This window comes from Virgibacillus tibetensis (assembly GCF_036026595.1).
Classification (GTDB): Bacteria; Bacillota; Bacilli; order Bacillales; family Amphibacillaceae; genus Virgibacillus_P; species Virgibacillus_P tibetensis.
On sequence record NZ_JARZFX010000017.1, the window covers coordinates 1 to 20182 of the forward strand.

Annotated in this window: 18 protein-coding genes; 3 read left to right on the forward strand and 15 right to left on the reverse strand. The window is 38.0% G+C overall.

Annotated elements, in window-relative coordinates:
• Nucleotides 1–53 precede the first annotated feature (53 nt).
• The 14 genes from fabG to QGM71_RS19095 form a co-directional block, all read right to left on the reverse strand.
• Nucleotides 54–797 carry a 3-oxoacyl-ACP reductase FabG gene (fabG, locus tag QGM71_RS19030; RefSeq protein WP_327609153.1) on the reverse strand — a complete coding sequence of 248 codons (744 nt, stop codon included), beginning with the start codon at nucleotides 795–797 and terminating at the stop codon, nucleotides 54–56.
• Nucleotides 798–1712 (reverse strand): intracellular short-chain-length polyhydroxyalkanoate depolymerase, encoded by a 915-nt coding sequence (gene phaZ / locus QGM71_RS19035; RefSeq protein WP_327609154.1) that lies wholly within the window; start codon nucleotides 1710–1712, stop codon nucleotides 798–800.
• A gap of 1 nt (nucleotide 1713) precedes the next feature.
• Entirely contained in the window at nucleotides 1714–2739 is a 1026-nt protein-coding gene (locus tag QGM71_RS19040) for a 3-oxoacyl-ACP synthase (protein WP_327609155.1), read from the reverse strand.
• Between the two features lie 15 nt (nucleotides 2740–2754).
• A complete protein-coding gene (locus tag QGM71_RS19045; protein ID WP_327609156.1) occupies nucleotides 2755–3756 on the reverse strand; it encodes a branched-chain amino acid ABC transporter permease in 1002 nt (333 codons plus the stop codon).
• 8 nt (nucleotides 3757–3764) lie between these two features.
• Nucleotides 3765–4625 carry a branched-chain amino acid ABC transporter permease gene (locus QGM71_RS19050; protein WP_327609157.1) on the reverse strand — a complete coding sequence of 287 codons (861 nt, stop codon included), beginning with the start codon at nucleotides 4623–4625 and terminating at the stop codon, nucleotides 3765–3767.
• Between the two features lie 15 nt (nucleotides 4626–4640).
• On the reverse strand, nucleotides 4641–5348 hold the full coding sequence (locus tag QGM71_RS19055; protein WP_327609158.1) for an ABC transporter ATP-binding protein: 708 nt from the start codon (nucleotides 5346–5348) through the stop codon (nucleotides 4641–4643).
• Nucleotides 5332–6099 carry an ABC transporter ATP-binding protein gene (locus QGM71_RS19060; protein WP_327609159.1) on the reverse strand — a complete coding sequence of 256 codons (768 nt, stop codon included), beginning with the start codon at nucleotides 6097–6099 and terminating at the stop codon, nucleotides 5332–5334. Before QGM71_RS19060 ends, QGM71_RS19055 begins: the two co-directional genes overlap by 17 nt.
• A gap of 231 nt (nucleotides 6100–6330) precedes the next feature.
• Entirely contained in the window at nucleotides 6331–7560 is a 1230-nt protein-coding gene (locus QGM71_RS19065) for a substrate-binding domain-containing protein (RefSeq protein WP_327609160.1), read from the reverse strand.
• A 78-nt stretch (nucleotides 7561–7638) separates the two neighbouring features.
• The gene (locus tag QGM71_RS19070) at nucleotides 7639–8637 is read right to left on the reverse strand and encodes a 3-oxoacyl-ACP synthase (RefSeq protein ID WP_327609161.1); all 999 of its coding nucleotides are present in this window, start codon (nucleotides 8635–8637) and stop codon (nucleotides 7639–7641) included.
• Nucleotides 8634–9047 carry a MaoC family dehydratase gene (locus QGM71_RS19075; protein ID WP_327609162.1) on the reverse strand — a complete coding sequence of 138 codons (414 nt, stop codon included), beginning with the start codon at nucleotides 9045–9047 and terminating at the stop codon, nucleotides 8634–8636. Before QGM71_RS19075 ends, QGM71_RS19070 begins: the two co-directional genes overlap by 4 nt.
• A 1-nt stretch (nucleotide 9048) precedes the next feature.
• The gene (gene menE, locus QGM71_RS19080; protein WP_327609163.1) at nucleotides 9049–10536 is read right to left on the reverse strand and encodes an o-succinylbenzoate--CoA ligase; all 1488 of its coding nucleotides are present in this window, start codon (nucleotides 10534–10536) and stop codon (nucleotides 9049–9051) included.
• Nucleotides 10537–11103 (reverse strand): TetR/AcrR family transcriptional regulator, encoded by a 567-nt coding sequence (locus QGM71_RS19085; RefSeq protein ID WP_327609203.1) that lies wholly within the window; start codon nucleotides 11101–11103, stop codon nucleotides 10537–10539.
• Between the two features lie 606 nt (nucleotides 11104–11709).
• A complete protein-coding gene (locus QGM71_RS19090) occupies nucleotides 11710–14961 on the reverse strand; it encodes a BTAD domain-containing putative transcriptional regulator (protein WP_327609164.1) in 3252 nt (1083 codons plus the stop codon).
• A 268-nt stretch (nucleotides 14962–15229) separates the two neighbouring features.
• Complete coding sequence (locus tag QGM71_RS19095) at nucleotides 15230–15859, reverse strand: DUF2179 domain-containing protein (protein WP_327609204.1); 630 nt, start codon at nucleotides 15857–15859, stop codon at nucleotides 15230–15232.
• A gap of 220 nt (nucleotides 15860–16079) precedes the next feature.
• Between QGM71_RS19095 and QGM71_RS19100 the strand changes: the two genes are divergently transcribed.
• On the forward strand, nucleotides 16080–16514 hold the full coding sequence (locus QGM71_RS19100) for an Hsp20/alpha crystallin family protein (RefSeq protein ID WP_327609165.1): 435 nt from the start codon (nucleotides 16080–16082) through the stop codon (nucleotides 16512–16514).
• Nucleotides 16515–16581: 67 nt separating this feature from the next.
• Here the strand turns inward: QGM71_RS19100 and QGM71_RS19105 are convergent, their stop codons facing one another.
• Nucleotides 16582–17289, reverse strand: a complete 708-nt coding sequence (locus QGM71_RS19105; protein WP_327609166.1) for an MOSC domain-containing protein — start codon at nucleotides 17287–17289, stop codon at nucleotides 16582–16584.
• Between the two features lie 106 nt (nucleotides 17290–17395).
• Between QGM71_RS19105 and msrA the strand changes: the two genes are divergently transcribed.
• Both msrA and QGM71_RS19115 read left to right on the forward strand, forming a co-directional pair.
• Nucleotides 17396–17920, forward strand: coding sequence for a peptide-methionine (S)-S-oxide reductase MsrA (gene msrA / locus QGM71_RS19110; protein ID WP_327609167.1), 525 nt, complete (start codon nucleotides 17396–17398; stop codon nucleotides 17918–17920).
• A gap of 914 nt (nucleotides 17921–18834) precedes the next feature.
• On the forward strand, nucleotides 18835–20022 hold the full coding sequence (locus tag QGM71_RS19115) for an MFS transporter (protein ID WP_327609168.1): 1188 nt from the start codon (nucleotides 18835–18837) through the stop codon (nucleotides 20020–20022).
• Nucleotides 20023–20182: the final 160 nt, after the last annotated feature.

Genomic DNA, 20182 nt, shown 5'->3' on the forward strand with positions numbered 1-20182 from the left:
CTTACCTTTCAAAAAATCCTCACCCAACGATGAATAGTTGGGTAAGGATCTGGTTACATCATTATTCCGCCATCAACGTGCAGCACATGACCATTTACATAATCTGCTTCATCTGAAGATAGAAATAAATAAGCGTTCGCTATATCCTCAGGTTTACCAAGTCGCTGCATTGGAATTTGTGCTTTCATTTTTTCCAGAACATTTTCTGGAACACCTTCTACCATATTTGTTTCTGTAAATCCAGGTACAACTGCATTCACATTAATTCCTTTACGTGCAAGCTCCTTAGCCCACGTCTTTGTCATACCGATTATCCCGGCTTTTGCTGCTGCATAGTTTGTTTGGCCAACATTGCCATATACCCCTGTAACAGACGAAGTACTAATAATCTTCCCTTTCCCTTGGCTAATCATTGAAGGAAGGACTGCTTGCGTACAATTAAACACGCCAGTTAAATTGACATCAATCACTTGTTTAAATTGCTCAGGCTTCATTTTGGATAGCATGGCATCCCTGGTAATTCCTGCATTATTAATTAAAATATCTACATTACCATACTCAGCTACTACCTTGCCTACCATTTCGTCTACGCTTTGGCGATCAGCAACATCCACTTGAATAAATTTACAATTCATACCTTCAGCAGTTAATTGTTCTTCGCTCTCTGCACCTTTTTCCTGATCAAAATCAGCAATAACAACAGTTGCACCTTCTCTTGCAAACGTTCGAGCAGCTTGAAATCCAATTCCATTCGCTGCACCTGTAATAACAGCTACTTTATCTTTTAATCTATTCATCTATACAACCTCCTTACCTATCTCGTTTGAGAAAAATTGTTCCATTACGTTAAGGAGTTGCTCAGGGTCATCAATAAAAGGTGAGTGACCGCAACCATCTAACTCTTTATAGACTGCTTTTTCACCATAATCTTCTATGAGTTCATCAGTCATTTGCCTAGTAACCACCATATCATTTTCTCCCCAAGCAATCATGACAGGTACATTGATATTTTTAATTTTACCTTCACCCTCAACCAGGCCATTATGAACGTCACTTAAATTAAAATAATTCAATGCATGATAACATTCGGCCAGATTCCTTTGGCTAGTCATGTCAGCCAAATACTTTTGGTACTTTTCTTCTTCCGGCTTGTTATTGTTATAAATCACCATATCCCACATTTGTCTAAGAAAATCATAATTCAATGTATCATAGGCTGTTTGAACATTTTTCCTTTTGCCATCTTCAAATATTTCAGCTAATGTTTCGATACGATTATTTATATCTGGAAGTCCATCTTCACCTGTACGGTAATAAGCATATCCCCTTGAAGAAGCTGAGACCAGTAAGAATAATCGATTACAATAGCCTGGATAATCTGCACAGAACTGCTGACCTACCGCTCCACCAAGAGACCACCCCGCAAGAGAAAAGTCCCTCAGCCCAATTGCATCTACTACTAGTTTCAAATCATCAGCAAAATCTTTAATAGATGAAATCGGATGATGGTAACTGGACTCACCGAAACCACGTAAGTCAACAGCATATACTTTATAGTTTGGTGATAACCTTTCTATTGCTACATCCCAGTGCACCGATGATGTCATATTTCCATGCACCAATAAAATAGCATCTTTTCCTCCTTCGCGTTCCCGGTAGGCTATCTCTTCCCCATTAGACAAAGATACTTTTTTCAAATTAATACTTGGCATTTTATAAACCCTCCCTATTCTCGCCCCACTGAATAACATTAGCTCCCCACGCATAACCAATGCCCGCAGAAACAAATACAATAATATCTCCTGCTTTAAGTTTCCCCTGCTGTTCAGCGAGTTCCAATGATAACAGCTGATCTATTTGCCCAATATGTCCATAGTTTTCCAGATATATAGACTTATCATGATCCACGCCCAGCTCATCCAAAATATATAAATGTGCAGATCGCTTCATGTGAAGCATAGCAACATAATCTATATCATCTTTCGTATACCCGCTTTTCTCCAACGCTTTTTCAATACAGGTAATAAAGTTATCCATAGACTTTTGCTCTAAACGCTGTTTCATCCCTGAGGGGTCCAGGACATCTAACTGGTATAGGCCTGCATTTAAGGACTCTGTGGTAATTGGATTTTTTGTACCACCTGTCGTTACAACCACATCCTCAGAAAAAGCACCATCAGTTATTAAATGGGATCCAAGCAGGGCATTTTTCTTATAGTCCTTTTGAAGAATGACCGCCCCCCCACCTGCTCCAAGATTAAACATAAAGCGTGTGCGCGGATTTTGATAATTAATAAAATCAACATTCCGATAGCCACCTGCAAGCAAAACCGTTTTAATCTCTTCATCAGCTGTCATCATATCTTTAGCTATCTTCAAGGCCATAATCGTCGTCCCACAGCGCAAAGCAGTATCAAAAGCCCAGGCGTTTACTGCACCGACCTCGTGTTGAAGTTTTATTCCTGCTGTCCATAACGGATACTCTTTGTGCTCTTCTCCGATATAGATAACCAGATCAATAGCTTTGGGATCTATATTCGCCTTTTCTAAAGCCTTTCTTGCAGCCCGAACACCCATTTCTCCTGTATGATCATCATTAGTTGGTATTCTTTTTTCTTTTATACCCATCTTTTGTTCAACAACTTCTACCGGAATTCCTGCCTGTTCAGCTATTTCATGAGATAACATTCTTTTTTCCGGCAAATATATTCCTGTACTTACGATTCCAACTGATTGCACTATTGATCCCCTCTTTTAACCAGTCTTTTTTAGTTTATTATTAACTTTCATTTTTTTTGGAGTGCGTTTAGTAAACTTAGACTGTATTGTACCTACAATCCCTAAAGGAAAAAATATTACTACCAATATATAAACGATTCCATATAGAATGATCCAACGTTCAAATATCCAATGCACGTTAGATAAATTCGATAGCCAATGATGGGCAACCTCTATTAGTCCAGCACCTATAATTGGTCCTATCAATGTTCCAACCCCGCCAATAATTGTCATTAAGAGTACGTCGATCGTCACATCTGTCGCGAATACACTTGTGTTAACAAATCGAAGGGATAATGCATATAACACACCAGCGAAGCTAGCTACCACGCCTGAGACTATACTAGCAATCACCTTATAGTGTAAGACGTTGTAGCCTAATGATTCGGTCCGACCTTCGTTTTCCCGAATAGATGTTAAAACCTTGCCAAAAGGGGACTGTGTAAAACGCCTAAGGCCAAAGAATATAACAATCAAGGACAACGCACAAAGCATGTATAAGTTTTGTGAATCACGAAGAACTTCTGGTAATGAGAAGGTAAATCCATCATTACCTTTTGTAAGAGATCGCCATTTTTCTGCCGCTACAAGAAACAAACCTGCGAGTGCCAAGGTAAGCATGGCATAAAAGTGACTCTTGAGCCTCAGAGTTAGAACACCTATAATGAAGCTCACTATTGCAGCTATAATAGTCGCAATGACTACTGCAATTAATAAAGAACCTATCGTTGGTTCAAGACGATCCATACTAATGGCCGTTGAATATGCCCCAATCCCAAAAAACATCACATGACCAAATGAGATGATTCCTGTATAGCCAAGTATAATGTCATAACTCATCGCGAAAATGCCGAATATAAATATCTGTATAATAATGAACTGCATACTTCGCCCCGTTACAATAAATGGAACAATAAATAATAGTAAGGAAATGGCTAAATAGATCCAGGTGCTTGTATTCACGTTACGTAAATTCATTGTTCATCTCACTCCTTTACCCTAAACAAGCCTTGTGGTCTGAAAATAAGAACGACGAGCATTAATAACATATTTACTGCAAGCGATAATGCCGGTACATAATATGCCATAAACGCTTGTGCCAATCCAACCAATAATGCTGCAAGCAAGGATCCTGAAAAACTACCCATTCCTCCAATAACGACCACAATGAAAGCTAATATGGAAAATTCCAAGCCCATCTCTGCATAAATCACCCCAGAGTACGGTGCAAATAGTATACCGCTAAGTGATGCTAATGCAGAACCAACCATAAATACAAGCATAAACACAAGCTTGATGTTAATACCAAGTGATTGAACCATCTCATTGTCCATGACACCTGCACGAACAATTAATCCAATTCGGGTACGCTTTAAAATAAATGTTGCAACAAGAAATACGAGTAGCCCTACTGCAATAATAAACAGCCTGTATTTGATTAGAACGATATCTCCTAACAGAAAGCTTCCCTGTAAATACTCAGGTGGGAAAACTGCCTTTTGATCAGGTCCAAAAGCAACCTTTACCATTTCCTGGAGAACAAGCATAAATCCTAAGGTGATTAAAATTTGTTGTATGGTATTTCCATATACAGGTCGGATAATTAACCGTTCTGTAACAAGTCCAAGTAGTAATCCCATAATAATGGCTAAGACAATACCAAGTAAAAAGCTATTAGTCATTTGAAAAATCCAAACACCCGTGTATGCTCCCCATATAAATAACCCACCATGTGCAAAGTTCAATACATGCATTAAGCCGAATATGAGTGTTAATCCTGCAGCAAGGAGGAATATTAACATACCTGTAGCAAGACCATTTATTACTAAACTAAAAATTAATTCCATACAGGATCCCCCCTCCTACGATATACCAAGGTATTTTTTCATTATTGCTTTGTCTTCCTTCAACTCTTCCATTTGACCACTATGAACCATCTGCCCATCATCAATAATATAGAACTGATCACCGATTTTACTTGCCATCATAAAGTTCTGTTCAACAAGCAAAATCGTTGTTTGCTCCTTCATTTGTTGAATAGATTCCGTAACCTTTTCGACTACAATTGGTGCTAGTCCTTTACTTGGCTCATCGATTAGTAATAAATCATTGTCATTTACATAGGCTCTTGCTATAGCAAGCATTTGCTTTTGTCCACCGCTTAATTGTCCACTAGCCTTTTTCCAAAATTTCTTTAAATCCGGAAATAGCTCTAGTACCCATTCCATCCGTTTTGTCGTTTCTTCATCTTCTTTTTTCATTGCAACTCTCATATTCTCCTCAATGGTTAAACCACCGAAAATCCCTTGGTCTTCAGGTACAAATCCAATTCCCTTATTTGCTATTTGGTACGGGTTCATATTACCAATGTCTTCTCCCTTGTAGGTGATAGAGCCTTTAGAAACCTGATTTAGCCCCATAATAGTACGTAATGTAGTCGTTTTACCCGCTCCATTTCTTCCAAGCAGTACGGTAGCCTCCCCCTTCGGAACTTCAAAAGAAATGTCATGTAAAATATGGAACTTTTGTATAAATGCTTCTACCTGATTTAATTTAAGTAAGCTCTGCATCATACTCACCTCCTAAATATGCAGTTTGAACGGCTTCATTATTAACGATTTCCTCTGGTGTTCCTTTTGCCAGCAGTTCACCATGATATAAGACCAATACTTCATCTGACATGTCCATAATCATATTCATTTTGTGCTCAATTAAAATAATGGTTCGATTCTTTTCCTGTTTTATTTTCTTAATAACGTCAATGATTGCAGGAACTTCCTCCAACGACATCCCAGCAGTGGGCTCATCCAACAATAATAACTCCGTATTAAGTGCCAAAAGCATAGCTATTTCCAGCTTTCTTTTTTCTCCATGCGCCAAATTTACCGCTAATTGACTTGCTTTACCCTCAAGGAATACCGTTTTTAATAATTCATGGGCTTTATCCACGAACTCCTTATAGTGAAGAAAATGAGCGAACAGTTGATAACGAACTTTAGCCTCCGATTGTACGGCCAATCGAACATTTTCCAGAACGGTCAAATTAGGAAAAACATTGGTGATTTGAAATGATCTCCCAATTCCCATGCGCGTACGTTCCGTCGTCGAAAGCTTTGTGATCTCATTTCCTTTAAAAAATATGGATCCTTTAGTAGGAGATAACTGACCACTGAGAAGATTGAAAAAAGTTGTTTTACCTGCACCATTCGGCCCGATAATCGAGGTGAATTTTTTCTCTGGTATCTCTATAGATACTCTATCAACAGCTAAATGCCCCCCAAAGGCGATAGTTAAATCCCTTGTTTCTAAAATAGCTTTCATCTTTATCCCCCTTCCTTACAATAGGTAAAGCCCTCACCTTACATAAAGGGCAAGGGCATTTTCTAGATATTTAAAAGTTTTTGTAGTTTTTAGGTCAGACCCCTGGTGTTATTGATTCAAGCAGCGCTGTTTCATTTGTGGGAGTATTCCTCCCGGATTCCGGTTGGAAGCACCGTGAACACCTATTGGATCCCTTTCAACCACTGTTTTTGCGTTATCCACTATCCTAAACTACTGATTCATAATTGGTGGTGCTGTTTCTTCTGGTGTTAATACACGCTCCAGAACTGGAACAGGGTATTCATCCCCTTCTTCTAAGGTAACGGAATACATTTCCTGTAATGCCTGGTGATCCTCTGCACGGAATGTCATCGTACCTTTTGGTGTTTCAAAGCTCATTCCTTCCATCGTTTCGATTAAAAGATCTGTATCTGTATCACCTTCTGTTAATTCAAGCGCATGAATAATGGAGATTGCTGAACTCATTCCACCTGCTGTGAAGAGATCTGGAACTGCACCATCAAATCTTTTTTGGTGTTCTTCTACTAACCAGTCATTTACTTCATTGTCAGGTAAGGTATGGTAATAAAGGGTGAATCCCTTCATGCCAACAAGTGGAGCCATGGAAGGAAGTGTTGCAATATCAGCCACCCCTGTTGTAACCATAATGCCTTGCTCCTGTACTCTCATGTCCACAATTTGGTTCCATGGCGTATTTGCCCCTGCCCAAACAACATACAAGAAATCAGGGTCTGATTCGATAACCTTTTGAATATTAGCTGTGAAGTCTGTAGCAGCTTGATCTGCATATTCCTCAAGAACTAGTTCTGCACCCAATGCCTCTGCTGCTTCGATAAAAGCTTTAGCACCATCATGTCCAAATGAATAGTCTGGTGCAAGAGTTGCAATGGTGACACCTTCACCGGCAACGGCTGCAGCTGCTGCAGCGGCATCCTGAGATGAGTTTCTTGCTGTTCTAAAGACATAATCATTGTACTCAGAACCAGTAATACTATCTGCTGCTGCTGGTTCAACAACCATAATCTTTTCATATTCCTCTGCTAAAGGAGTTACAGCCAATGTATCCCCCGAACTAGATGAACCTACCAGGAAATCCACTTCTTCATCTTCAAGCAGACTTATTGCAGCTTGACGAGCAACGGTAGGATCTGTCTCGGTATCTTTCACAATAAATTCAATCTTCTTACCTGCGACTTCCATTGTGCCATCTGTTGCATAGTCCAATCCCAATTCAAATCCTCGTTGGGTCTGTGCACCATAGCTTTCCAATGCCCCAGTTACTGAAGCAAGCACACCAATTTTAATGGTATCCTTGGTATCCTCGGTATCCTTAGTATCCTCTGAACCACCTGAAGCTTCTTCACTGCCTCCACAAGCTGCTACAATAAGTAAGGTGAACATCATCACAACGATCAAACCAACTTTACTTTTCCATCTCATTATTTTTACCCCCTATAGTTTTCTTCTAACTTAAATACAATAATAAATAGTAACGGTTACAAGGAAGTTACAAATCTATTATGCTAACCAGCGAATTGCTGTAGCTGCCCATGTATAGCCTGTTCCCGCTGAAACAACAACAGCGATGTCACCACTGTTAAGCAAGCCTCTCTCTTCGGCCAAATAAAGGCCATAACAAGGATCTAATGCCGACATATGCCCGTGTTCATTTAAATATATAGCCTGTTTATCTGATAGTCCGAGATTCCCGAGAATTTCAGTAAACATAGATCTCTTAGTATGAAGTGGTAAAAGCATTTTTAAATCTTCAAGACTGGCATCACTTTTTTCTAATGCCTGCTTAATAACCTTGGTAAAATTAGGAATTGATACAGGATCCAATCTCTCCTTCATACGTAACGGATCTGGCACATCAATATAATGTTCCTCCTTTTCAACTACTTCTTTACTTACCGGTTTTACAGAACCACCACCTGGTACAAGCACATCCTGACTGAATGAGCCATCTGTAATGATGGAAGAACTCAGGATTTCACTTTTCGTTGGGTTCTTTGTTACTAATGCAGCCGCCCCCCCATCGGCAAAGTTAAACATAAACCTAGAACGAGGGTTTTCGTAATTAACAATCATAGATTCCTTGGATCCCCCAACCAATAAAATATTCTTCAGATCCTTATCCGAATAAAGCATATCCTTCGCAACCTTTAGTGCAACCGGAAAGGATGAACTAACATTCATTAGTTCGAATGAAAAAGCGTTGATAGTCCCTAGTTCATATTGAATTTTTGAGGATGCAGTCCAAACCTGATAATCCTTGAAAGGACTACCGAAATAAATAACGACATCGATTGCTTTCGGATCGATATTCTCCAATATTCCCCTCCCAGCTGCAACAGCCAGATCAGATGCATGCATACTCTCACGTGCTACTCTTTTTTGCCGGAGTCCAAACTTCTCTATAATCACTTTTTCAGGAATGGATGTTTTCTTTGCCAAATCGGCCGCTGTCTCTATATATTCAGGTTCAAAAATACTAGTTGCCTCTATCCCGATCATCTATCTAACTCCTCCTTTGGTAACTTCATTACCCCTTCACCATCCAAAACGATGTGATCATCCTGATTCCTGCATGTTGTGTGTAAGGTTAGTAATCGTTTCTCTTTATCTATGTCAGTAATTTCTGCTTTTGCTGTAATCGTATTTCCTATATATACCGGTCTTACAAATGATAAGGTTTGAGATACATATACGGACCCTGGCCCTGGTAAATGCATACCCAGTAATCTGGATAAGTAGCTTGCAGTTAATAAACCATGACTGATTCTTTCGCCAAAATATGTTCGTTTAGCGTATTCATAATCCACATGAACAGGATTATAATCACCACTTAATCCTGCAAAGAGAATAAAATCTGTTTCGGTTACTGTTCTTGAAAATTGAGCAGATTGTCCAATTGAAAACTCCACCTTAATTCACCCCTTTACTGAATAAATCCTTTTTGTTAATCTTGCCTGTTGCATTTTTAGGAAGCTCATCCATGATGATTATCCTTTTAGGGACCTTATATTTACCAAGCTTCGTTAAGGCAAATCTCTTAATCTCCGCTTCATGGACTGACCCTTCATTTAAAGAGACAAAGGCAATAGGTACCTCTCCCCACTTATCATCCTCTACACCGATAACAGCAACCTCATTGATTCCCGGAAGTTCTTTAATGACCTGTTCCACCTCTAATGGATAAATATTTTCTCCACCAGAAATAATCATATCTTTCTTCCGGCCGGCTACGTAAATAAATCCTTCGTTATCTTGTCTCACCAAATCACCTGAATATAGCCATCCATCGCGTATGGTTTCCTTTGTTTCTTCAGGAAGACCCCAGTATTCCTTCATAATATTTGGCCCTTTAATTAGTAGTTCGCCAATTTCCCCCTGTTCAACGGCTTCTCCCTTATCATCCACAATGGAAATATCACAAAACAGAACAGGCTTTCCAATGGATCCTACTTTTCTTTTATAATCTTCTTTTGATAACATAAAGATAGTGGGAGATGTTTCTGTCATACCAAAGCCTTGACCAAATGGCAGACCCTGGTCTAGATATGCATTGATTAATTCTTTCGGACATGGTGCACCCCCGTTATAGAACCATCTTACCGAATCGAAATTGGCAGTTTCGAATAAAGAATTTCTTCTGATGGCATCATGTATGGCAGGAACCCCCATGACTATTGTTACTTGATAGTCTTCAATGGCACGTATAGCATTTCCCGGATCGAATTTCCCTGGTATGACAATCGTTCCTCCAGCAAGCAACGTAGGAAATGCAAATAATCCTATCCCACCAATATGAAAAAGCGGTAAGAGAACAATTGATTTATCTGATGACGTTATCTCAATTGCGTATTGATTATTTATGGCATTCCAGAACATATTTTCCTGTGTTAGCACAGCACCCTTAGGCCTTCCCGTTGTTCCAGAGGTATAGCAGATTATAAATGGGTCATTTTTAACATCAATCTCCTCAACCAGCAAAGGTTTATTGGAATAATCCCTCTCAACTCGATCAAACTGGTAAGCGCTTTCAAAGTCGGTGTGATGACAAATTTCTTGGAATAAACTCTCTGTTTCCTCTTCATAGATTATCGTTTTCGCTCCACTATCCTTAATTTGAAACGCTAATTCTGATGTAGTTAGCCGTATATTCAAAGGGACAGCGACTAGTCCTAGCTGAGCAATCGCAAAATAAGCAACCACATATTCTTCACGATTTTGCGATAAAATAGCTACTCGGTCGCCTTTTTCCAGAAAATATGTATGACGTAGGGCAGCTGCCATTTCGTTAATTTTTCGAGATAATTCCTGATAGGTACTTTGACTGGATTTACTAATTACCGCAACTCTAACTGGTGTGATCAAAGCCCGTTTATGAATCCAATAGGCTATATTCTCCAATTATTTCACCTCCTTATCAGCTAATCCGTTAAAGATCAATTCCATTGCTTCATCAAATACATGAGCTGGTACAGACTCCTCTTCCCAATACACCCAACGCATCCCGAGAAATTGCCCAATTCCCATTAAACAGTAGGCAACTGTTTCTGGATTAAGCGGTTTACATTCTTTATCGGAAACTGCCTTCTCAATCGATTGAATGAACCCATTTGCCAGCTTTTCGTAATACCAGCGATATAATTGCTTATCTACTAATACAGACTGTTGGATAATGCTATACAAATTCCGGTGATTAATCACCCAGTCAAAAAAGGCCGAGTATCCAGCACGTTGCTTTTCATTAAATGATGATTTTTCTTCCATGGACAATTTGATATGATGACGCAAGCTGGAGCTTAATTGATAAACCAATTCATCATAAATCGCCTTTTTTGTTGGAAAATAATTGTAGTAAGTCCCTTGAGCTACCCCTGCTTTTACTGTTATTTCTACGATTGACGTATCGAAATAACCCTTCTCACCAATCACTTCTTCTGCCGTATCCAATATTTTCTGTCTAGTCTTCATGCCTTTTTTTGTTAACTGAATCCCCTTTAATTCTGACACATGAATCACCTCTCACTTTTAAATTATATAGAACTTTCTAATAATTATCAAGGCCTTTTTTGATTTTTTTTGCAACTATCTTTTTTTTGGTAGGATTACACTAGGATGGTAGGTTAAGAATGACAAACAGAGATCCTTTAGAGGTGGTGGATTAAATGGAGGAAATAGCGTTTTTTGACAGCAGAGGTAATCAAGGTGGCAGGATTTGAATGAACTATATGAGCTAATTCATGGATATTGGGGCATCCTCCCACCCTAACGCTGCCGCGTATTGAGGAAGGAGCATTCTCGCCCAAATTAGGTCAACTATTGGAGTCACACTTCCACTAGGAAGTTATAGTGCTAACCGTTTTTCGTCTTATGAGACCAGAAGAATTACTTTCAAAGACTTCTACAAAATAAATAACGACTAAGTGGATTTCATTGATCGTGACCTAGCAATGATCTAACTCATACTAAAAATATCAACACATTTTCAACTATAGCCATTGCAAGTTTCTTACTAGGACCAAGGTTTTTCTCATCTAACTATCACTATTAGCTCTTTCATAAAAGCCTGCCTCCTAATCAATACACATCCAACTCTTCCGACCCAATAATCAAATGATACATTTCTCTTGTTGAATCCATTGGTTCAACACCTAACTCTTCTTCCAAAATGTCACAACACTTTTCGTACCACCTGACAGCTTGTGGACGGTTGTTATTCTGATAATAACTATACATGATCAACCGGTAGGCTTCCTCCCACGTATTATCTTTCTCTAAAATCTTTTCACACCAGTCAATACACAAATTAAACTCAAGCAATCGAACAGCTAACTGCGCCCTCTTTTCTGCACCTCGCAAAAATAACAATTGCAGGCGATGCCTCTCCGCTGCGCTCCAACTTAATGTGCGAAAATCTTCCAGGTAGTCACCCCGGTATAGCTTCAATCCTTTTTCAAGTAATTCACCAGAACGCTTTGGCTCTTTTTCTTTTAACCCTCTAGAGATGAAATCTTCAAATATAATTATATCCAGCTCATACCCAGCATGTGGATTCAACTTATATCCACTGCCTTTTCGAAAAACAAAAAACGATTCCTCCCTCGCCTTTCTTTGTGGATCCAATGCCTTTAAAAGTGCATTCAGAGTTACTTTGAACTTCTTTTCAGCAACTGTTTCCTCTTCGTTTGGCCAGAGATAGTGATAGATTTCTTCCTTTAATAATAGCTTGCTTCTATTTGTAACAAAAAGCACAAAAAGTTCCTTCGCTTTTTCTCGTTGCCATTCTTGATGTTCTATCTTTTTTGTTCCTTTCCATACATTTAATTGGCCTAGTGTATGAATAACCAGTGTATAGCCAGGATGCCTTTTTATATTTCCTGCAAAGCCAAGCTCATAAATTAATTGAGCAGTAAATTGAGGAGCGATTTCAAGGTCTTTTGCTTTTAATAACATAGGGGCAATATTTTGCAAATCTGTCGGTCCAAATGCAGTTGGTTTTTTTAGGAAAAAGGAAAATTCCTCTGCTTGAACTTCTTGAAGGAACACTTCCATTTCAAGCTTAAATTTACGCTCATCTCCCTTTTCCAATGAAATATACGCTCCCCAAAACGCAGTAACCATTATTCCATATCGGTCACCGCAGGCAAGCATATCCGCCTGTGCTCCATCAATAACTTTTATTGCTGCATTCATATTTTTGTTATACACTTCTGCTATTCCTATCCCTATTTTGATAAAAGCACTTAGCCAGCGATCATTTACTTTTTCAGTTTCTATTAATCCTTTTTTGGCGTTTTCAATTGCTGTTTCATATGCAAGTCTTTTTCCATATAAAATAGACAAACCCATATAGGGTTCTGCTTTTCCCCTTGAGACATTAATTTCTCCCATTAATTGAAGAGCCGTTTCATAACATTGAATTGCCAGATCCATATCATAATAATCAACTAACTGTATCGCATGCCCCATTCTCATCCAACCACATGCTTCCACAAAAGGTGACTGAATAGATAGACCCAATTGAATTCCATCCGAAGCCAGCTGTTTACTTTCATCCGCGTTACCCATAAACGCTTCAATAATAGATAGTATCAAATCCGTTTCCCTATGCGACTGCGATAAATGCTTCTTATTTTTTTCCTGATTAGTTAACTTTTGTTTCATTAAAAAATCTTTAGCTTTCGCCAATCTTCCTGTACGCAGATAGATTCTTGCTTGTAAGTTACTTTCTTCCATTGGCAAGTCCAGTAATTTTGCACGATTAAACCAATTCTCTGCTTTTACTGCCTGGCCGGCATTCAACAGGTTTTCCGCCATCAGTTGATATAATTGTGACATTTTTTCTTTAGGGGCATTGGCTTTTTCACGCATATGGATAGCTTGATTCACGAACCTTTCCGCTCTGTCAGGTTGAATCGTATCAAGATAGATTCTTGCCTTACCTTCCAACGCAAGTCCTGCAAGGTAATAATAGGATTGATCATCCTCAGATATGATGGCTAATATCTTTTCATAGTTTTTTTCTGCTTGTTCAAATAATGATCTGTAACGCTCAATCTCACCCTGAAAAAAATAAAGCAATGGATATATATTCTTATATTCATTTGGTAAAACCAACAGCATTTCATATAAATTCTGATGTCTACCAGATTGCAATATCTGCAGTCCATGCTTATTTAATAAATAGGCTATCGTGTTATATTCTTTAATTTTTCGATAATGATAAAGGGCTGCCTCTATGTTTCCTTCTCTTTCATAGTAATTTCCGGCTCTCTTATGCAGACCTTCATACTCATTCTTGTAGGTTTTAAATAAACGGTTTTCTAAGAAGGCTTTAAATAATGCATGGTAACGGTAATAATGCCCTTCTCCAGACACAATAAATAAATTTTGCTCAACCAATCCTGCTAGAATTTCTCCTGAGCCATTAATTTGCAGGATATGATCACAACCTACAGGAGATAAAATCTCCATCACGCTGGATTGAAGCAGAAATTGCTGCATAATTAGTGATTGTTTTGACAAAACTTCTGAGGCCAGGTAGTCGAACAAATCCTCCAGTGAGCTCTGTCGATTCTGAATGACTTTCTCAACAGTTGTATCCCCATTTAATTGCTGAGCCAACATGTTAAACGCGATCGTCCATCCTTCCGTTAACTGATAAATCTTATCAATATCCTCATCTTTCACACGTAAGTGATATATATCTTCCAAAATAAAATACATTTCATCGGGTGATAATGACAAATCCGTTTGGGTGATTTCCAGCAATTCTCCTTCCATTTTCAGCTTAGCCATCGCATCCCATTTAGGTTTATTTCTACTTGATATTACGATGTGTAAATTAGAGGGGACGTGATCAACTAAGTATAATACAAACATTTCAATATCATTGGAGTTTATAACATGATGGAAGTCGTCTAAAATTATCACGATTTGACTTTCCAGTTCCATAACTTCATTAATAAAATGTGAGGCAAACGAATAGATTATTTCACTACTTATATAGTTGTCAAGCGTGTCCAATTCTTTCATTATAGACTCACCGAACATAGGATGCTTTTGTCTAATGGATTGTAATAACTTTGTAAGGAAGGGTAGAATGTCATCATCACGGTGAGATATCGAATACCAGCATGATTCCGTATTTACATCATGCATATACAAAGAGAGCGTCGTACTTTTTCCATAACCTGCCCCAGCAATTAATAAGGTTAATGGCTTCTTCTGTATAGCCATAAGTTTTTTGGATAATTTATTACGTCGTACAAACCTGTCTCTTATAGGTGGTGGTGTAAGCTGACTTTGAATAATTGGTATATTTCGCATTTTTGTCCCCCCTCGACAATTAACTATTCCAATTTATAACTATGTGGATTATTAATGGAAAATAAATAAAGTTTAACGCTTTTGTTATTTGTACGGAGTTATAGGAAATTATTACTACTTTAATTATTATACTTATCACTTAAATATGATGGCAGTACTATCATTCTTTAATTTGTAAAGATTCAGTATCTTCTATTCATTTTATACGAAAACTGCGAATAAAACAAAATGAATAGACCATTTGGATCTACTCATTTTTAACTACTAGTTATTCCTTTGTTTCATTAGGGTCGGATTTCTGAACTTCCTTACTATCTGAGACCTGCTGTTCTTCACGTGGGGTCTCTGGTTGTTTTTCAACAGGATTCTTTTTCTTCGGATTCATTAATCTGCCTTTACGCACCTGCTTCACCCAGAATCCGCCATGAATTTGCTTCGGTTCATAGGAGATGATAAATGCTTTAGGATCAATATTCTGGATGGTTTCATAAAGTTTTAATTCATATTTTCTTGGCGTTAATATTTGCATGGACAAACGATCGCCATCCATCCCATATGCAAACCAGCTTGTTACACCATATCCCTTATCCCTTAATTTACGGGTAAATTCAATATCCGGATTAGATGAAATTACATTTACAGTAATATAACCTAATGCAAGCTTCTCTTCTATTTTCGTTCCAATTATAACTCCAGTACCGAAGCCGACTGCATATGCCACTAAATTCTGGATTTGATCCAGGTTGTCTAATACTAAACCGAGACCCAAAACGTAGATGACAACTTCAAACATACTAACAAATGCTGCTATATACCGTCGTCCTTTTAATGTTAGAATCATACGAACAGTCGATAAAGATACATACACAATATTGATCAACAGAATAATTGCAACCATTACAAACGCGTTACTCAGCAAAGCTAACCCTCCTACTTCTTCCTATTAGAATACCTTAATTCTAATTCATATGAAACTATTTATGATGGCATGCACAATGTACATATTGTTTGCACTGCTGCCGGAAACAGTGCATGCGTTCCCTCTTTAGTTATCGTCTCACCACATTGGGATTCTGGGCATATTATATATAAATTAATCCAAACGATGAGGTGAGGTTATGGATCCATTTAAACAAATGAGTGATTGGAAAAAGAATATGGATCACTTTTTCGGTGATAAATTCTGGACTGAATTCGAAGGAACAATTAAACCCACAATTCCCCCAATTAACATGTATAAATCAGACAATGAATTAACCTGTATTGTAAATATGCCTGGTCTAGATGATATGCATAAGATTGATATCTATGTCGATTATGCCACCTTGGAGTTAAAAGGTTCGATCGACATGGAAAATGCAGGAGGAACAGTTGTGCAAGAAGAGATATTACAAGGTGTCTTTGATAGAACCATCTCCCTGCCTTTTCCAGTACGGTCAGATAAAATAAAAGCAACATATAAGAGTGGGCTTATGTACATCCAGCTACACCGGTTAATCTCTGATACAAGCCGAAAGCATAGAGTAAATGTGCATGTACTAGAAGGAGAGTAGCATTATAATTAGGCAACTTTTCTATAATGATAAACGAATCTATAAAAGGCGGCATAATTAAAAAGACTTATTTATTTGGACCGAAAACACGTTTCTCTACATTGGCATCCTGGCCACGCAACCGTTTACCCAGTGTTCGTTTCCAGTTTTCAGCTAAGAGATCGCATGAAGCAAGATCATCTGCCAGACGCAGGTCATCTTTATATACGTGCATTATCTCGTTGCAGGCAGCGATGGACCACTGGGGATATGGGCGGTCTATACATTCCATATCTGCGGGTGCCTGGATATGGCCTTCCTTTAGCACTCGGAAATACCAGCCGGTTCTTCCACTATTTTGAATTCTCAATGCAAAATCCAACACCTGAAAACGGCGAGCTGGCTTCCAACATGGTTGGCGGGGCTGTGAAACCTGGATAATTGCCTCGCCAATTTTATATGTGTCACCGATACATACGGTAAACTCATCCATTTCAAGAACAGCAAAGTTTTCACCCATCGATCCCATACCAATTGAATCAATCTTAAGTTCTTCCTGCCAATTCATATAATGCTTTAACGGATAGGCGAAAATTGCTTTTTCCGGGCCTCCATGATTCTTTTTATCAGCAACTTCATCTCCTGAAAGTCCTGATTGACTTAACCATATTTTTTCATCAAATTCACTTTTAAACATTCCACTTTCCCATGGTCTGTTCATACGATCTGGAGAGTTCTTCTCACCAACTTGATTCACCTTACCCGTAAAAATTTTATGTACATGCGGTTCTTCCATTGTGTCACCTGCTTTTAGTTATGTTATAGTAAATTATTATCTAACGCTATCTTACTAAACATATTATAAATTGTAACTATTTTAGTTGAAGATTGGAGGAAAATAAATGACTGAGCATAAAACAGCAACTTTTGCCGGTGGCTGCTTCTGGTGTATGGTAAAGCCATTTGACCGTTGGGATGGGGTTCATAGCGTTGTTTCCGGATATACCGGCGGACATGTAGAAAATCCTACTTACGAAGATGTTAAGGCTGGTTCTTCTGGTCATTATGAAGCTGTTAAGATAACCTATGATCCAAACAGTATAAGCTATGAAACTATTTTGGAAGTGTTTTGGCGTCAAATTGATCCCACTGATGACGGTGGCCAATTTCACGATCGGGGAGACTCCTATCGAACTGCCGTTTTTTATCATGATGAAAAACAACAGCGTGCTGCTGAAGCTTCCAAAAAGGAATTAGGAGACAGTGGTAAATTTTCTAAACCGATTGTAACGCAAATCCTTCCAGCGGTCAGGTTCTATCCTGCCGAAGAATATCATCAGGATTACTATAAAAAGAATGAAACCCATTATAAAGAAGATCGTGCTAAATCTGGTAGAGATGAATTTGCAGAAAAGATATGGAAATAATATTGGTCTAGTGCATTGAGTATTAACGGGTTTACTTGTGTGAGGTGCAAAAAAGTAAATCACAAGTTAAACACGCTATAATCACATAATTTTCACTAATAAATTCACAGTAAAAAATGGCTTTGGATAATTCTCCAAGCCATTTTTTCTATCTAATATCTGTTATTAAACTAAATGGCACGAAATACCACTCCGTCAAACTTGGAAGTGCATCGGAATACATAACAGTAATTACTTGTAACCTGAAACGGAATAACTTGTCCAGATTTTATTACTTCATTTATGGAATATGCCTCTGGAGGAAAAGGAGGTTCATACTCAGAACGATAAATATTTACTGGGTTATCTGGTTCTAATAGTTTTAATCGTTTTTCTCGGGCTGATCTAATTTTTGTTCCTCATTTTTGGCCAAGCTTATACCAGGGATAGAAAAAGTTACTATAAGACCTATGAGAATAATCGTAATTTTTCTTGTTATTTCAATAACCTTAAGCTTATTCTATCCACTTTATTGAATTATGCTTAATCTTCTTAAGCTAAACATCCTGCATAAATTCAACAGAAAGGTGCTTCTTCCTTCCCCGTTAGTAAAAACACTCCTTATGTCTATAATCCTATTATGTTGGAAATAATCCTTTAACATTACTTTTTTAGAACCATGTGCGATATTATGTTCTGATTAAATTCCTTCTCGTTCTCTTCTTCGCTTGCATGTTCAATGATTGAAAAGTTCGGGTAATAAGGTGGTCTTCAACAGGATAGTATTTTTATTATTAATTGCTTTGATTGAAAACAACTCTAAATATTTTTTAAAAATAAGGAAAGAATACATTTGGCATGATTTAAAAAGCAATTTCCTCGTTTAAATCATCACTACTTTTAGATATAGCCATTGAAAGGCGGTCTTATATACCATGGGTAAGGTAAAAGTTAAACTATGGACACACCAGTATTTAATTATTATATTATTGTCTTTAGTCATGTTCGCTTCTTTTTATATGATTACTGCAGGTTTCCCCATCTTTGTAACAGCCATTAATGATAATCCTGCGATTGCAGGAATAATGACCACAACCTTAATGACAGCATCACTAATTACACGCTTTTTTGCAAGTGTAATTATCCAAAAAGTTAACATGAAATTACTCCTCATTATTTCCCTCATTTATTTTTTGGGCACAATCGGTCTTACTTTTGTAAATCAGTCCATCGGATTTTTAATATTCATTAGAGCACTACAAGGTATTGGTTTTAGTATGCTTACGATGTTGGTCTTTACGATATCAAGTAATATTGTTCCTAAATCTCGATTAGGTGAGGGCATTGTTTTTTTCGCAATGTCTACAAGCGTTGGGACGACAATTGGACCACTAATCGCTATTGCTTATCTTGCAAATTATTCTTTCCAGTCGTTGATGATGTTGACTCTGGGCCTTATGTCTTTTTCACTTGTGTGCAGTTTTTTTACAAAGAATACAGTTAAACAAGAAAAGGAAATTCCACAGACTACCGCTAATGAACCTTTCTATAAGTACATGTTCGATAAGCGCGTCCTTCTTCCGTGTATTTTGGTATCGTTAAATTACATGACAATTGCTGGAACGGTAAACTTTATGGGGGCGTTTGGTAATGAGATCAATGTTGGCGGAAGTATTTCGCAGTTCTTCATCGCACAGGGGATTGCAATGGTATTAGTTCGTACTTTCTCCGGTAAAATTTTTGATCGATTCGGTCACAGAATCCTTATTATTCCAGCTGCTATTTCAGGGGCTGTAGGCTTGATCTTATTAGGCTTCTCTACTAATATGGTGATGGTTCTCGTTTCCGGGGCATTATTCGGAATCGCTTTTGCCATAATCCATCCAATTGGACAAGCTTGGGCATTAACCCTTGTTCCACCCGAGAAAAAAGCAACAGCCAATTCAATGCTGCTTATTTTTATTGATTTTGGTTTGGCCATTGGATCAATTGGGCTTGGATTCTTAGCAAAATTTGCAGGATATGGCATGACCTTTAGCTATTCTGCTGCTTTAATGATTATTATTTTGTTGCTGTATCTAATCGGGAGCAAAAAAACAGCAGCATTTGAAGCGAATAAGTAAAAGCATTCTGAACGAAGCATAGATAGGAATGTACCATTGTCAACATTGACTTTTGGACAGCCCCTACTTGATTAAAGTACCAAGTAAATTAGTAATCAATCACTCTTTTTCATCTAATTCAGAAAATTCCTCATTATCACACCATTTAACTTCAACATTA